Raw genomic sequence first — 15,767 nt, forward strand, 5'->3', positions numbered from 1 at the left:
ATATACTCTTATTTAGCTGTATCGATTGATGCAAGGTCGTTAACTGAGCCACACACCATCGCTTTATCAATGCGTTTTGCAAGCCCGGTTAGTACTTTACCAGGACCAAATTCATAACTTTGCGTTACGCCTTGTGCAACTAATGCTTGCACTGTTTCAGTCCAACGAACTGGGCTGTATAACTGACGTACTAATGCGTCTTTAATTGCATCGGCTGAACCTTCAGCTTTTACATCAACATTATTAATTACATCACACTTAGGTGAATTAAATGTTAAAGCGGCTAAATCAGCGGCTAATTTTTTAGCCGCAGGTTTCATAAGTTCACAATGCGACGGTACGCTGACCGATAATGGTAGCGCACGTTTTGCGCCGGCTTCTTTACAAGCTACTGATGCTCTATCTACTGCATCTTTATGACCGGCAATAACCACTTGGCCTGGCGAGTTGTAATTAACCGGTGAAACAACCTCACCTTGTGCAGATGCTTCACATGCCGCTTTAATTTCGTCATCACCTAAACCAATAATAGCGGCCATAGAACCCACACCCGCAGGGACGGCTTCTTGCATGTATAAACCACGGTTTTCAACCAGTTTTACGGCTTCACTTAAACTGATCACATCGCTACATACCAGTGCTGAGTATTCGCCCAGGCTATGACCTGCCATGACAACGTCTGCATCTGGATTTGCTGCTAACCAATGACGGTAAATAGCAACGCTTGCTGTTAATAAAGCAGGTTGAGTACGGTGAGTTTGATTTAGTTTTTCTTCTGGACCGTTAAGAACGAGATCTGCTAGGTCGTATCCTAGTGCGGTTGATGCTTCTGCAAATGTGGCTTTTACTATGTCTGAGCTTTCAAGTAGCTCGTTTAACATACCCACAGTTTGCGAGCCTTGACCTGGAAAAAGAAGTGCAATTTTTTGTGCCATAGTTTGCTCTTTTAATTAAACAAAATAAATAATGTGTAACACGGCACGTTAACTGTTATTCAACCGCCGTGTCTTTAGAATGTGTTTTTTCGAAGATAGCAGCAATTTTATCCGGAAGTTGACGTTCTACTTCTTTCACTGCTTCGTCGATTGCAGCATGAAATGCTTTAGCTGAGGCATTTCCATGGCTTTTAACAACAATACCGCGCAATCCTACCAGAGAAGCGCCGTTATACTGGTCGGGGTTCACTCTTTTATAGAGTTTTTTTATGATTGGCGCCAATATAAACGCCATGCACTTGTAAACGACGTGCTTTTCGAGAGCGCGAGTGAATTTTTTCATGATAAGTTTAGCAATGCCTTCACAGGTTTTAAGTGCAACATTGCCAACAAACCCCTCACAGACAATAACATCGGCTTTGCCAGAAAAAATATCGCTACCTTCACTGTAGCCAATATAATTAATCAGCTCGCTTTGCTGCATTAACTGCGCGGCTTGCTTAATTTCTTCATGGCCTTTTATATCTTCAGCGCCAATATTTAATAAACTGACTTTTGGGTTACTGCAGCCAAGTGCTTGGCCTGCAACCACTGAGCCCATAATGCCAAACTGATACAGCATTTGCGCATCACAATGCACATTAGCGCCTAAGTCGAGTAAGTAAACAGGATTTTTTCGTTCAGTAGGTACAGCAGAGATAAGTGCGGGACGTTTCACCCCTGGAAGCATTTTTAATACGTAATGCGCCATAAAAAATAGCGCCCCTGTATTGCCAGAACTAACACAGGCTTGCGCTTCACCCGATTTAACTAAATCAAGGGCAACACGCATTGAGGAATCTTTTTTTGAGCGTATAGCAACAGCGGGTTCGCAGGCATTGGTGACAACGTCATTACAATGGCGAATTATTAATCTAGGATGAGAAAGTGAATCGAGTGATTCTAATTGTTTAGCTATTACTTGCTCGTTGCCACATAAAATGAGTTTTAAGTTGGCATTAGCATTTACCGCGGAAACGGCTGCGGGGATAGATGAACGGGGGCCATAATCGCCCCCCATCATATCTAACGCTATGGTTAGATTGGTCAGCATATAAGCAATCTCTTAGTTAGAAATTACTTGAACGCCTTTGTAGTAACCATCTGCAGTCACATGGTGACGACGATGAGTCTCACCAGATGTTTGGTCTACAGTTAAAGTTGGACCACTGATCGCATCGTGTGAACGGCGCATGCCGCGTCTTGCACGAGACTTTTTGCTTTTTTGTACAGCCATAGTCTTCTCCTAAGAATCTTTCTTAAGTTGTTTCAAAATATCAAATGGATTTGGTTTATCATCTTCCGCCTTTAAAACACCAAAGCTGGCAGGCTCTGCTGTATAACTGCATGAAGCTTCGTTGTGGGTAGGCACTAATGGCACAGCTAAAATAAGCTCGTCTTCGATTAACTCAAACACGTCTATTTCACCATTTTCATCAAGTGTTACTTCGTCGTAGCTTTCTGGAAGATCATCTGACTCTGCATCCAAACCGACTGGCGAATACACAAAGTCTTGATCCAAATCCAACCCTAAATCACCATTACAACGTTGACAAGTGACAGTTACGTGTGTGGACAAATTGCCACTAATCACAACTAAACCTTGCTCATCGTTTTTGCAATGAATTTTTACCGCTATTTCACCTACTTCTTCCTGGATAACCCCTCGTAAACGAGGAAGTTTCTCAAGCGGTACAATGCCGTCATACTTTAAACGGTGTTGCGCTGCTTTGCCCGGATGAAGGGTGATGGGAATTTTCACCTTTTGCATAGGGGCTGCATCATATAGATAGTTAGTGGGTTAGTCAAAGTAAAAAACCAATTTTACATTGTTTTTCACGTGTTTTACTCACGGATCTGATTTATCCTAACTCAATCTGATTTACGCTAGGAAAACATGCCATGAAGCACTCTCTTATATTAGCCTCAAGCTCGCCTTTTAGGCAGTCTTTATTACAAAAATTTAATCTGCCTTTTGAAACGTTTTCGCCCGATGTTGACGAAACGCCTCACAGCAACGAAACACCTAACGATCTTGTTAAGCGTTTAAGCGAACTAAAAGCCGCAGCTGCGGTCGAGCATTTTGACCAAGGCTTAGCGATTGGCTCCGATCAGGTTGCTGTATTTAATGGCCAAATATTAGGTAAACCACACAATAAAGAAAACGCCATGAAACAACTCAGCTTATTTAGTGGGCAAACGATCACTTTTTTAACTGGCTTGTGTGTGTACGATATACACACTAAGCAAAGCAAAACCCTTGTTGAGCCCTTTAATGTAACCTTTAAAACGTTAACAACGGCGCAAATAAGTGCTTATTGCGATGCAGAGCAACCCTATAATTGTGCAGGAAGTTTTAAAAGTGAAGGCTTGGGTATTTGTTTATTTGAAAAGCTCAGTGGTGATGACCCAAATAGTTTAATTGGTTTACCACTCATTAAACTCAGCCAATTATTGGCTGAGTTTGGCTTAGATGTATTAAGCGCTCAAACTAACTAAGTAAAAGTTGTTGCAACTGCTGATAGTTGTCAGCGGTTGCAATAGGCGTAAACTCGTTTAATTGCGCAGCGTTGTGCACGCCCATGGTTACCCCTAGTCTATCCATACCTGCAGCTTTTGCCATTGCCATGTCGATTTGCGTGTCGCCTATCATCAATGCTTCGTCGGCGCTAATAGCCAGCTCTTCAAGAAGTTGATAGAGCATATCGGGAGCAGGTTTTGATTTAGCGTCGTCACTGGTACGCGTAGCACTAAAAAAGTGACGCAACTGGCTTTCATCCAATAAACGCTCCAACCCTACCCGACTTTTACCTGTGGCAACCGCCAATATTACGCCTTGATTTTTTAACGCAGTGAGTACCTGTGCAACGTGCTCAAACACCGGTGTTGGGGTGGTATCAAGCGCATACTGCTGTTTATAACCTGCAATAAGCGCTTCGTGATGCTCACTGTAATCAGGAAACAAGGTCGCTATTGCGTTTTCAAGCGACAAACCAATAATATTTTTACTGGCCGTATCGCTCGGCGGTTCAATATTGAGTAACTGTGCACTTTTGCGGATACAATTAACTATTTTGCTAATTGAATCCATAATGGTGCCGTCCCAATCAAAAATCACCAGCTTATAGTTTTTCATGGTGGGTGAGATCACGCTTTTGCTGCTCTAAGTTTAACTAAACAACTTGATAGTGCTTTGTCTAGTGGTGCTTCTACTCGCATGGTGGTTTCGTTTTTAGGGTGGTAAAAACTTAAATCATGGGCGTGTAAAAATAAGCGGTTTAAACCACGTTTACGCATTGACTCGTCAAACCCTTGATCGCCATATTTGTCATCACAGGCAATAGCATGACCTTGACACTGAGTATGCACACGAATTTGGTGAGTACGACCGGTTACAGGGGATGCTTGTACTAATGAGCAATCGTTAAAACGCTCAAGCACTTTAAAGCGGGTATGCGACGGTTTGCCCTCAGTGTTATCAACACGTACTACGCGCTCACCCGATTTTAGGGTGTTTTTGCGCAAGCCTTCAGTCACATTTTTTGTTTTAGAGTCCCATTGCCCCTCAACAAGTGCCCAATAATTTTTTTCCATGGTTTTTTCGCGTAATTGCTCATGCAAGGCAGTCAGCACAGAGCGGCGCTTAGCAATGAGTAAACAACCTGAGGTATCACGGTCTAAACGATGCACAAGCTCAAGGCTACGCTCTTCTGGGCGTAAAACACGTAATGCTTCAATAAGGCCATAGCTTAGGCCACTGCCGCCATGCACAGCCATACCCGATGGCTTGTTGATAACCATCAGGTATTTGTCTTCAAATAGAATATCGTCTTCAAGGCGAGTTACTTTATCGAGTTTTGAAGGCACAAACTCTTCACGCTCTGACACTCTGATTGGTGGTATACGAATAACGTCGTCTAGCTGCAATTTATACACAGGTTTAATGCGTTTTTTGTTTACACGCACCTCACCTTTACGAAGAATTTTGTAAACTGCGCTTTTAGGCACCCCTTTTAAATGGGTAATAAGAAAGTTATCAATACGCTGACCTAGGTGGTCTTCGTTGATAGTGACAAAAGTTACTTGTAAGCCGGTTTTTTCTGACATTGCCTAATCACTGATTTAAGTAAAATAATTTAGTTGCTAACACAGTTATAATAGTGGGATAATCAGCAGCGCAAATATTTCGTATTTGTAAATAACAACGGTGCTTTTTAACACATTAAAACATTCGTGATGCACATTCTGGGTAACCGATCATACAGATCCGAGTTAAGTTTTCCAAAGCTTTTATACATACCCAGTTAACACGTGCGCACAACTAACGGCAATGCGCGTAATATATTGCTGCTTAAGTTTGAACATGAATTGATTTTTAAAGTGATAATAAAAGTAATGAACAGATAATTTGTCTGATAGTGGCGGCGTAAAAAAACGCCGTTCAGAATTCGCTCAAATATTGTAGTACCGTACAGCAGCTTATTTAGAACTAAAAAAATCTAATAAATAAGCGTTCATTAACATCGGTAGCGATTTTTGCTCATAAAAACGATAACGGTAGTTTAAAAACAAAACTATGGTTTGAAGCTAAAGAGCCCTACGTACCTAATATGAATGCATTTAATAAGATTGTTATGACAGGCCAACTTCTGGATAAAACGAGTATTGAGCTAAACAGCCGACACGTTTGTATCCTCTTAGAATTTAATAGCGTGATTACACCCTATTGTTTGCCGGCATTTAAAATACTGCTTACTAAATACAGAGCCGTTCCGTTAAAGACCCAGTCGTGAGACTGCACATTCTAAAAATAGGAACACCTGAACAGGCGAGAAAACATCGTCATGTCAGCGACACAAACTAGTAGAGTAACATTATGAAACGTATGCTAATCAATGCAACGCAGCAAGAAGAAATGCGCGTAGCACTGGTTGACGGCCAGCGCCTATATGATTTAGATATAGAAAGCCCAGGTCATGAACAGAAAAAAGCCAATATTTACAAAGGTAAAATCACACGTATTGAACCATCTTTAGAAGCAGCATTTGTTGATTACGGTGCTGATCGTCATGGTTTCCTTCCTTTAAAAGAAATTGCCCGTACTTACTTCCCGCAAGGTTACACCTTTCATGGTCGTCCAAATATTCGCGACGTGATCAAAGAAGGTCAAGAAGTTATTGTACAAGTTGATAAAGAAGAGCGCGGCCAAAAAGGGGCAGCACTGACTACCTTTATCAGCGTGGCAGGTAGTTATTTAGTACTTATGCCTAACAACCCTCGCGCTGGCGGTATTTCTCGTCGTATTGAGGGTGATGAGCGTACTGAACTTAAAGAGTCGCTAAGCCGCTTAGAACTACCTAAAGGTATGGGCTTAATTGTACGTACCGCGGGTGTTGGTAAATCGTTTGAAGAACTAAACTACGATTTAAAAGCATTATTAGTCCACTGGGAAGCCATTCAACAAGCGGCAGACAGTGCTAAAGCACCATTTTTAATTCACCAAGAAAGCAACGTAATCTTCCGTGCAATTCGCGATTATTTACGTCGTGACATTGGCGAAATTTTAATTGATAAGCCTCGTGTTTTTGAAGAAGCTAAAGCGCACATAGAGCGCTTTCGTCCTGATTTCATGAGTCGCGTTAAGCTTTATCAAGGTGACACACCGTTATTTACGCATTACCAAATTGAAAGCCAAATTGAGTCTGCGTTCCAACGTGAAGTGCGCTTACCTTCAGGTGGTTCTATTGTAATTGACCCTACTGAAGCACTTACCTCTATCGATATCAACTCGTCTAAAGCAACAAAAGGCGGCGATATTGAAGAAACAGCGCTTAACACCAACCTAGAAGCGGCAGATGAAATTGCACGTCAACTTCGTTTACGTGATTTAGGTGGCTTAATTGTTATCGACTTTATTGATATGACACCTCCACGTCATCAACGTGAAGTAGAAAACCGCTTAAAAGATGCTGCTCGCCCAGATCGTGCGCGCGTACAAATTGGTAAAATTTCTCGCTTTGGCTTACTTGAAATGTCGCGCCAACGCCTACGCCCTTCACTAGGTGAAGCAAGCCAAGGTGTTTGTCCACGTTGTAGTGGTCAAGGTACTATTCGTTCTAACGAATCAATCGCATTGTCTATTCTTCGTTTAATTGAAGAAGAAGCGATTAAAGACAACACCGCTCAAGTTAATGCTCAAGTGCCTGTTGCTGTTGCCGCTTATTTATTGAATGAGCAACGTCGTAGCGTTCACCGTATTGAAAAGGATCATAAATGTGATGTAGTGATTATTCCTAATCAACACATGGAAACACCTCACTACGAAGTAATGCGTTTACGTAAAGATGAAACGCTTGAAACTGTAAGCTACGAGCAAGTTATTGCGCCTGAGCCTGAAGCATTTGAAATGTCTAAATCGCAAGCGGCAACTGTTCGTGAAGAGCCGAAGCTTAAAGGCGTCGTTATGCCTTCAACGCCTGCTCCACAAGCGGCAGCAAAAGCTGCGCCGGTAGTAGAAGCAAAAGCTGAAATTGGTTTATTTGCCGCATTAGGTAAATGGATTAAGTCTTTATTTGGGTCTGATACTGAGCAAAAATCAGAAAAACAGACTGAAAAGCAATCGCAAGATCGCCCTAGTAATAACCGTGGTAATGATAATCGTCGTCGTAATAACAACCAACGTCGTCGTAATAATAACCCTCGTAATAAACCGCGTAACGAACGTACTGCAGACACTGAAGCTAAAAATGAGTCGGCGCCTGTAAATGATACGCAAGAAAAGAATGAGAATCGCAATAAGCGCCGTCGTAATTCAAATACGCGTAAACGTCCTGAGCATAAAACTGAAGATAAAACGCAAGTAAAAGCAGAGGCAACTCAAAATGCGAATACTGCAGTTAAATCTGATAAGAATGCTGAGCCAAAAGAGCAAAAGCCTAAGGTACGTCGTCAACGTCGTAATTTACGTAAAAAAGTTCGCGTACAAGACGAAAGCACAGAGCAAGTTCAAACTACTGAACAAGCTGTTGAGCAACCAGTGGTTAAAGAAGACAAGCCACAAGTGAAAGAGCAAGCACCTGTTGTTGAAAAGCAAGCGCCGGTATCAGATGAAAAAGCACCTGCACCTGCTAAAGAACAAACAGAAGCTGTTGTTGATGCAAACGATAACGTGGCTAAACAAGATGAAGAGCAAGAGCAAACACGTACTCGCTCACGTCGTTCACCACGCCATCTTCGTGCATCAGGTCAACGTCGTCGTCGTCCTGAAGGTGAAGGCACGCAAGAGAAGTCTGATGAAGCGCCTGCTTTCATTCCAGTTGCGGATCAAGCCGCTGCTGAATACGAGGCAGAGCTAAAAGCAAAAGCACATAAAACGGCCGTTGATGCCTCTGATGTAGTTGAACAAAACGTTGTTGAAGAAGACTTAGCGAAAGCTGAAGAACCAGTAAAAACTGAAGAACCAGTAAAAACTGAAGAACTAGTAAAAGCTGAAGAACCAGTAAAAGCTGAAGAGCCAGTGAAAGCTGAAGAACCAGCAAAAGCTGAAGAACCAGTGAAAGCTGAAGAACCAGTGAAAACTGAAGAACCAGTGAAAACTGAAGAACCAGTAAAAGCTGAAGAATCAGTAAAAGCTGAAGAACCAGTAAAAGCTGAAGAACCAGTAAAAGCTGAAGAACTAGTAAAAGCTGAAGAAGTTGCTGTTGAAGCTGAAACAACACCGGTTAGCGCTACTGAAACACCTGTAGAAGCGAAAGATGCGCCTGTGGTTGAAAATAAACCTAAGACAGTTTCGCAAGCGAGTTCAGCTAATGCAAACGCTAAAACTGTGATTACAGCAGGACATGCAAGTGCGCCAATGGCACAGCCTACGCCTGTAGCCGATAGTGAAATCAAGCATATATCGGTTGCAATGGCACATGACAAACGTGAGTTAATCCCTGACAGCGGCCTTCGCCCTGGCTCGGTAAAACCTGCCAGTCGTGCAAGCTCAGCAATGACTAAAACGCTGAGTGCTGAATAAGCACTGAGTTTAGCTCAAAGCATAAAAAAGCCGCGTTAATTTATTTTAACGCGGTTTTTTTGTCTGGCATTTATGTAACTGGCAACGGGGTTCGGGTTGCGAGGATCGGGTAAGGATTAAAGACTGAAGGTTAAAGGTTAAAGGTTAAAGGTTAAAACTACCCTGACACAGGGGGATATTAGTTTTTGTTTTGTATTCTCAGTGCAGTTCGGAGCGTCTCGGTGTTCTCTGTGATTAAAAATCAAAGACTAGAGGCAAAAAAGCTAGCGGGCTACGGGGATCGGGTTACGAGCCTGATCCCGAAACCCATAGCTCGCAGCCCGCTGTGAGTTTAATCTTGCTGTTGTTCCATAAAGCGCTGTAGTTGATCTTTTAGATTTGGTGGAATACCTTTGATCACTAACGTATCAGTGGCTTCATTATAAGTTACACGCTCGCCTAAATGCTTACGCTCAAAACTGATACTGACTCCACCGCCTAAGCCTGAAAATTTAACCATACTGGTTAGCGTTTTTTTATCAACCGGGAATGACTCTTCTAAATCATAGCTTTGCTCTTTACAAAAGCTTTCAAATGGGTTGTCGTCGCCTTTGGTAAGCGTTGCTGAAAGTTCACTCACATTAGCTTCTTCACCCGTGGTAACACAGTCGTTACAGTAATCGAATACTTGCTTACGTAACTCGTCTTTTTCAGATTTATCAAACTCTTGCTCTGATAAGTAGTCTTCTACCGCATTGAGCATCACTTGACTTTGCTGCTTAGGATCAATGCCCTCTTCACAACCTAAAAAGTCTAAGAAAAAGTCAGCGACTTTACGCCCTGCACGACCTTTAATAAATGAAATATAACGATTGTCTTCTGCTTGAGTATCCCATGCGGTTAAATCAATACGAGCAGCCAATTGCATACGCGAAATATCTAAATGACGCGATGCGGCTAAATCAAGCTCAGAGGTCATTGAGTAATGCTCTTTAATATTGATCATAGCAATCAACATATAATCAGTCGCCACGTACTGATAATGACAAAATACTAAATAGCCGGTTTCGTTAAAGGCGTATTTATCTAACTCTTCTTTTAACACCGTTGATGCCTGCTCGGTCATGTGCCAAAAGCCAAGCTCATTATTACGATAGCTTTGCATGGTAGAGGCTACAATACTGTTTTTTTCGCCACTGAATGCACAAAACCCTTTACCTGGCTTGCCATTGTAGGCATGGTGTAATTGCTCAATGAATACAGCCACTTTATCGTTGATAGTCATTTCGTCGTTACGAAGGTGAATTTGAGTGTTGTCATCTTTTTTGTCTACATAGTGTACGACTAATTTTTTAACATCTATTGCCATCTTTGTTTTTCACGCCTCTGGTGTTAAAATACGAGAATATAACTCTTTTTATTGAACCAACTGATGCCAATCTTATCAAAATACTCTAATGAAGAAGTAGAACAAATCGTCGATCAGCTTATTGATGTTTTATCAAAACACAATGCGCCGGTTGATTTAAGTCTTATGTGTTTAGGAAATTCTATCACGCATATCTTAAAAGAGCATGTACCTACAGGGAAAAGACAAGCCGTTACCGAGAACTTTGCCAAAGCACTCGCGCAGTCGGTTAAGTAAACTCTATGAATTTATCGCAGCACAACCAGTTTTCATCGAAAGCGAGTCAATTATTAAGTTGGGGCCATTGGTTTACATTTGCCAATATTGGCTTAGCGCTTTTAATTAGCTTAAGCTATTTATTTGCCGATTCGCCACCGACCACTTATATGGGTATAACCTATATGATGGTTACTTGGCTAAGCCACACTAGCTTTATTGCATTTTTAGCGTTTGTGCTGACGGTTTTCCCTTTGAGTTTAGTATTCCCCTACCCACGGCATATACGCGGTATGGCAGCAGTGATTGCAACTATCGGGGCCTCAATACTGACTTTAGACGCTTACGTCTACTTTAACTTAGGTTATCACTTAAATGCCTCTGCACTGCCTGAAATTATTTCACTGTTGTGGCATCGTGTAACAAACTCTCCCGCACTTACCACCTTGCTTGCAGGCAGCATAGTGTTAGCAATATTAGCGTTTCAATTGACTGTTAGTAATTTTACTTGGCATCATTTGGGGCGTTTAAAACAGTTTAAATTTGCCCGTTATGCCGGTTCATTTTTAGTGATTTGTTTTGCGCTAAGCCACAGCATTCATATTTGGGCTGATGCCAATTTAAAATTTGATATCACTAAACAAGATAATGTACTACCGCTTTCATACCCGACTACGGCAAAAAGCTTACTCGCTAAAAACGATTTGCTGGATGTTGAAAGCTACGAGCAAGCGCACAACGTTAAAATTAATAACCAAGGTATTAATTATCAAGCACCTGCTCCATTAGAAAAATGTGAAGATTACAGCGCAGCAAAAGTTGATATATTGGTGTTTGATAATGACGAGCAGCTAGCAAAGTTTGTTGCCATCCAACAAAGTATTTATAAAAACACGCAATTTTTACAACCCACAGATCATAGTGATATGTTATTTGGGCTTGTGTACGGCTTGCCAGCATTTTACAAAACGAACATTATTGAGCAGCAAACTTTACCCGTTTGGCAAAGCCAACGCCGTAGTGTGGAAGTGGCCGGTATTGATGAGCTGAGCTTTATTAACGAGCAAGCACATAAAGACAGTGCAATAAGAATTGTTAAAGGGGCTGAAAACGCCACTGTACGTGATGACGCCACCGAATTTTTTGCTTTTAGTATCTCGCAAGATAGCAATGAAATTGTAACCACGTCAACATTGTATAGCTCCGATAAATTTATTTCTAAGGTGAACGGTTTGATTCAGCCTAGCGATATTATCGCTACAAGCCTTGGTCAATACTTAAACTGTAATGCGATTGCGAAGCAAACTATGCTGGGCGAAAACTTGTACAGTAAAAGTAATAATATTGGGGTTAATTACTCGCAAGGCGTGGTGATTGCTTACAAAAAAGATAGAATCACGCTTATTGATCGTGATGGAAATTTTAGAAATATCTCTGCCGCTGAAGGATTTTCAATTGAACAAGGGCTTGATATTCCATTTTTAGTGCATGGTATTAAAAAGCTTAAAACATTCAGCCAATAGCACCTCATAATACGAGCGAGTCATTAAAACTGACTCGCTTAGTTTCTGTTATTAGTCCTTTGCACTTGCTATCCCAACAACCTAGGTTATAGTTTTTAGCATCAATTATTTTTAAGCTCAGTAGCGCATGTTAAGGATAACTGTTATGTGTAAAATTATTAACCTGATCGTTACCGCCTGTCTTTTTTGTTTAAGTACATATACTTCAGCGCAAGCCACCTACTTTAAGTGCGTCACTCCCAAAGGTACCACTTTCTCTCAGTTTCCTTGTAGTGATAATGCTACCTCACACACAATAATCGCCACTGAGCCTAAGCAAACGGGTAAAGAAATAAACTATACCAAACAGTTAAACGAGCTGGAACGAGATACGATTATTTCTAACCTAGAAGCAGAGCTGCGCAGTAATCAGCATAAGTTAGCAATACTTTTACGAGAAAAAGACAGGGCTGATTTTAAACAACAGCAGCGTTTAAATCATATATTGAGCGCAGATGATAAAAAGCGTATTAGCAAAGATATTAGAAACGCACAGAAAACATTAGATAAGCAATATAAAAAAGATAAAGCATTGATTGAAAAGCGTATTAAAAATTTACAAAAAAAGATTGATGCCTATCAACCTTGATCAGGCTAACTTCAATAAATATCATCTTAATTAGCTTGGTTTTAAATATAAAATAACATACCCTTTACATCCATAGAGCATAAACTCTATTGTGTGTTTAGTGGTGTAATTTCCTTTGACCCGCTTTTACAAATTAAATGGTATCCACCGGCATTATCCTAAACACCTAAAGGCGTCTATTAAGGAGTACTGATGCAACCACGCCAAATTGCTGAATTAATTTTAACCGGTTTTAAAAAGCATTATTTGCTGTTTCAAAGAACGACAGCCAAGGCTCCCTTCGCTTTTGCTAAAAGAGACTGGCAAGCTATTAATGATATAAGTCGCCTGCGTATAAGCTATTATGATGATCGGGTGAACGAAACAACAAAAACACTACGAGAACGCCAGCAAACAGACGCGCTAAACGAAAACTTATGGCTTGAAGTGAAAAAGCTTTACCAACACTTTTTATGTTTTCACCCGCAAGCAGAACTTGCTGAAACATTTTATAATTCAGTATTCTGCCGCTTGTACCACCGCCGCTATTTTCACAATGACTTTATTTTTGTAGAAGCCACGCTCAAAGATGCGCCTCCAGTGCCCGTTGAAGCTGAATACCGTAGTTATTTTCCTGTTGTAGATGGTTTAAAGCCCACCATTAAACGCATTATTAATCACTTTGATTTTAAAGCCGACTTTGTCAATCTAGAACGCGATATTCGTTTATTAGTTAAAGCCTTTTATAAACAAGCACCCGATACACACCACCAACATTGGCAAATGCGTTTTGATATATTACATACCCCGTTTTATCGTAATAAAGCCGCTTACATTGTGGGGCGCGTTGTATCGCAAAGTGGCGTTCAGCCTTTTATTATTGCCGTGTTACACCATGAAGATAAAGGCCTTTATTTAGATGCCTTACTTACAAAGTCGTCGCAAATGCGCGTTATTTTTGGCTTTGCGCGTGCCTATTTTATGGTAGAAACTCACGCTCCTTCAGCGTTAGTGCGGTTTTTAAATCAACTTATGCCTAATAAAACCCTCGCCGAGCTTTACAACGCCATAGGCTTTCATAAACAAGGTAAAACCGAGTTTTATCGCGAGTTTTTGAATCATTTAATCCATTCTAATGACGAATTTACCATTGCTCCCGGTACACCGGGTATGGTGATGATGGTATTTACCCTACCCTCGTTTGGTTATGTATTTAAAGTTATTAAAGATAAATTTGGCGAAAGTAAGCCGTTTGGTCGCGATACGGTATTAAAACGCTATCAACTGGTTAAAAGTCATGACCGTGTTGGCCGAATGGCTGACACCATAGAGTATTCAAACGTCGTATTTCCTTTGGCACGATTTGATAGTAACTTGTTAGCACAGTTGCACAAAACCATTGGCTCATCGATGGTGATTGAGGGTGAGTGGTTAATCATAAAACATTTGTATATTGAACGGCGAATGACACCGCTTAATCTTTTTTTAGAAAATGCAGACGAAAAAAGTGCCGCCGATGCCATTGAAGAGTATGGCCAGGCGCTTAAAGAAATGATTGCCGTGAATATTTTCCCTGGCGATATGCTGTTAAAGAACTTTGGTGTAAGTAAGCACAAACGTATTATTTTTTATGATTACGATGAAGTGCAATATTTAACAGACATGAACTTTAGAGCACTACCCAAAGCAAAAAGTTATGATGATTATTTGATGGATGAACAAAGTTACTCGGTTGCTCCGCAAGATGTATTTCCAGAGCAATTATGTACCTTTGTAATGCCTAACCCAACATATAAACAATTTTTAACCAGTACGCACCCAGAACTACTTGATGTGAGCTTTTGGAAACAAGCACAACAAAATATAAAAAATGGAAAGGTGAGTCATATTTATCCCTATCCTACAGCACAGCGTTTTATCCATTACTGGTAAACGTTAAGGACACACAATGAATATAAGTAAAATAGATTTAAATTTACTGGTTTATCTCGATACATTACTGCGCGAATGTAACGTTACTCGTGCCGCTAACCAGCTTAGTATTACTCAACCGGCAATGAGTAATGGACTGAAACGCCTACGTAACCTTTTTAACGATCCTATTTTAGTGCGTACCAGCGATGGTATGGTGCCGACCGAGCGCGCTATTGAGTTACAGCCTGTTATTCGCGGCATTTTGATGACGCTTGAGGAAACGCTAGCACCTAATCGCGAATTTGAAGCTAAACAAAGTAAACGCGTGTTTAGAATTATGGCCAGTGACTATGCAGCCAGTACTATGGCACCGCGTTTGTTAGGGAAATTACATGAAGAAGCCCCAGACACCACATTAGATATTTTAACGCCCAGCGATGTAACCTTTCATGATGTAGAAAACGGTAAAGTAGACATGGCAATTAACCGCTTTGAGAACTTACCGCAATCGTTTCATCATAAGCGAATTTGGAAAGATAGCTTTTGCTGTTTAGTAAGATCCGACAACCCTATTATTGAAAACTTTAGCCTAGATAGCTATTTAAAAGCCCGTCATATTTGGGTAAGTAAAACAGGCTTTGGTGTTGGGGTTGGCATGGACCCTAAAGATGTGCAAAAGCTGGGTTGGGTTGACGAAGCGCTCGCCCATTTTGGGAAGCATCGAAATATTGCCACCTTTACTCGTAACTACCATGTTGCGATTCATTTAGCGAAAGAAAAAAACCTCGTGGCGACTTTACCCTCAAAAGCGGCCAATATTTATGTAGACGATCCAGGGCTTAAAATACTTGAGCCACCTTTTCCTATTCCACCATTTGAACTTGATATGATATGGAGCCCTTTGTTACACAGAGATGCTAGCCATATTTGGTTACGTCAAAAAGTAGCCGAAGTAGCTGAAGAGCTTAAATAACCTTCTTACATGCTTTTATGTAAATTTTGCTTGCTAGCAGCATGTTAGCAAGCTTGCCTAGACATCCCCACAATAATAAAACGATGAAAAACAATTAGTTAAAAATAAAACCGCGTTGGAATGCCGCTTGCTTAGTTATCTATGTATTTTAAA

General features: G+C 41.0%; 14 protein-coding genes. 7 read left to right on the top strand and 7 right to left on the bottom strand.

Annotated features, from left to right (window positions below; genetic code table 11):
- Positions 1-8: 8 nt before the first annotated feature.
- The 4 genes from fabD to yceD are packed head-to-tail and all read right to left on the bottom strand — an operon-like array spanning position 9 to position 2,745.
- Positions 9-935, bottom strand: coding sequence for an ACP S-malonyltransferase (fabD, locus tag BG00_RS12620; RefSeq protein WP_036982972.1), 927 nt, complete (start codon positions 933-935; stop codon positions 9-11).
- A gap of 55 nt (positions 936-990) precedes the next feature.
- Entirely contained in the window at positions 991-2,028 is a 1,038-nt protein-coding gene (gene plsX, locus BG00_RS12625; RefSeq protein ID WP_036982974.1) for a phosphate acyltransferase PlsX, read from the bottom strand.
- 12 nt (positions 2,029-2,040) lie between these two features.
- A complete protein-coding gene (gene rpmF / locus BG00_RS12630) occupies positions 2,041-2,211 on the bottom strand; it encodes a 50S ribosomal protein L32 (RefSeq protein ID WP_008109865.1) in 171 nt (56 codons plus the stop codon).
- Positions 2,212-2,220: 9 nt separating this feature from the next.
- Positions 2,221-2,745, bottom strand: a complete 525-nt coding sequence (gene yceD / locus BG00_RS12635) for a 23S rRNA accumulation protein YceD (RefSeq protein ID WP_036982975.1) — start codon at positions 2,743-2,745, stop codon at positions 2,221-2,223.
- 131 nt (positions 2,746-2,876) lie between these two features.
- On the opposite strand from yceD, the gene BG00_RS12640 reads away from it, so the two are divergent.
- Positions 2,877-3,473, top strand: a complete 597-nt coding sequence (locus tag BG00_RS12640; RefSeq protein WP_036982976.1) for a Maf family protein — start codon at positions 2,877-2,879, stop codon at positions 3,471-3,473.
- Here the strand turns inward: BG00_RS12640 and BG00_RS12645 are convergent.
- A complete protein-coding gene (locus tag BG00_RS12645) occupies positions 3,466-4,110 on the bottom strand; it encodes an HAD-IA family hydrolase (RefSeq protein WP_036982978.1) in 645 nt (214 codons plus the stop codon). The genes BG00_RS12640 and BG00_RS12645 overlap by 8 nt on opposite strands.
- An 11-nt stretch (positions 4,111-4,121) precedes the next feature.
- The gene (rluC, locus tag BG00_RS12650) at positions 4,122-5,081 is read right to left on the bottom strand and encodes a 23S rRNA pseudouridine(955/2504/2580) synthase RluC (RefSeq protein ID WP_036982979.1); all 960 of its coding nucleotides are present in this window, start codon (positions 5,079-5,081) and stop codon (positions 4,122-4,124) included.
- 769 nt (positions 5,082-5,850) lie between these two features.
- On the opposite strand from rluC, the gene rne reads away from it, so the two are divergent.
- On the top strand, positions 5,851-8,994 hold the full coding sequence (gene rne / locus BG00_RS12655; protein WP_036982981.1) for a ribonuclease E: 3,144 nt from the start codon (positions 5,851-5,853) through the stop codon (positions 8,992-8,994).
- A 331-nt stretch (positions 8,995-9,325) separates the two neighbouring features.
- Here rne and yejK read toward each other — a convergent pair whose 3' ends face one another.
- Complete coding sequence (yejK, locus tag BG00_RS12660) at positions 9,326-10,342, bottom strand: nucleoid-associated protein YejK (protein WP_036982983.1); 1,017 nt, start codon at positions 10,340-10,342, stop codon at positions 9,326-9,328.
- A gap of 63 nt (positions 10,343-10,405) precedes the next feature.
- On the opposite strand from yejK, the gene BG00_RS12665 reads away from it, so the two are divergent.
- The 5 genes from BG00_RS12665 to BG00_RS12685 all read left to right on the top strand — a co-directional run bounded on the left by BG00_RS12665 (position 10,406) and on the right by BG00_RS12685 (position 15,614).
- Positions 10,406-10,618, top strand: coding sequence for a YejL family protein (locus tag BG00_RS12665; protein ID WP_008109847.1), 213 nt, complete (start codon positions 10,406-10,408; stop codon positions 10,616-10,618).
- A gap of 5 nt (positions 10,619-10,623) precedes the next feature.
- Complete coding sequence (locus BG00_RS12670; protein WP_036982985.1) at positions 10,624-12,120, top strand: DUF3413 domain-containing protein; 1,497 nt, start codon at positions 10,624-10,626, stop codon at positions 12,118-12,120.
- 145 nt (positions 12,121-12,265) lie between these two features.
- Positions 12,266-12,748, top strand: a complete 483-nt coding sequence (locus BG00_RS12675; RefSeq protein ID WP_036982987.1) for a DUF4124 domain-containing protein — start codon at positions 12,266-12,268, stop codon at positions 12,746-12,748.
- Positions 12,749-12,940: 192 nt separating this feature from the next.
- Entirely contained in the window at positions 12,941-14,659 is a 1,719-nt protein-coding gene (aceK, locus tag BG00_RS12680; RefSeq protein ID WP_036982989.1) for a bifunctional isocitrate dehydrogenase kinase/phosphatase, read from the top strand.
- Positions 14,660-14,675: 16 nt separating this feature from the next.
- The gene (locus BG00_RS12685) at positions 14,676-15,614 is read left to right on the top strand and encodes a LysR family transcriptional regulator (RefSeq protein WP_028835763.1); all 939 of its coding nucleotides are present in this window, start codon (positions 14,676-14,678) and stop codon (positions 15,612-15,614) included.
- Positions 15,615-15,767: the final 153 nt, after the last annotated feature.

Source organism: Pseudoalteromonas sp. SCSIO_11900 (assembly GCF_000576475.1).
GTDB classification, from domain to species: Bacteria; Pseudomonadota; Gammaproteobacteria; order Enterobacterales; family Alteromonadaceae; genus Pseudoalteromonas; species Pseudoalteromonas tetraodonis.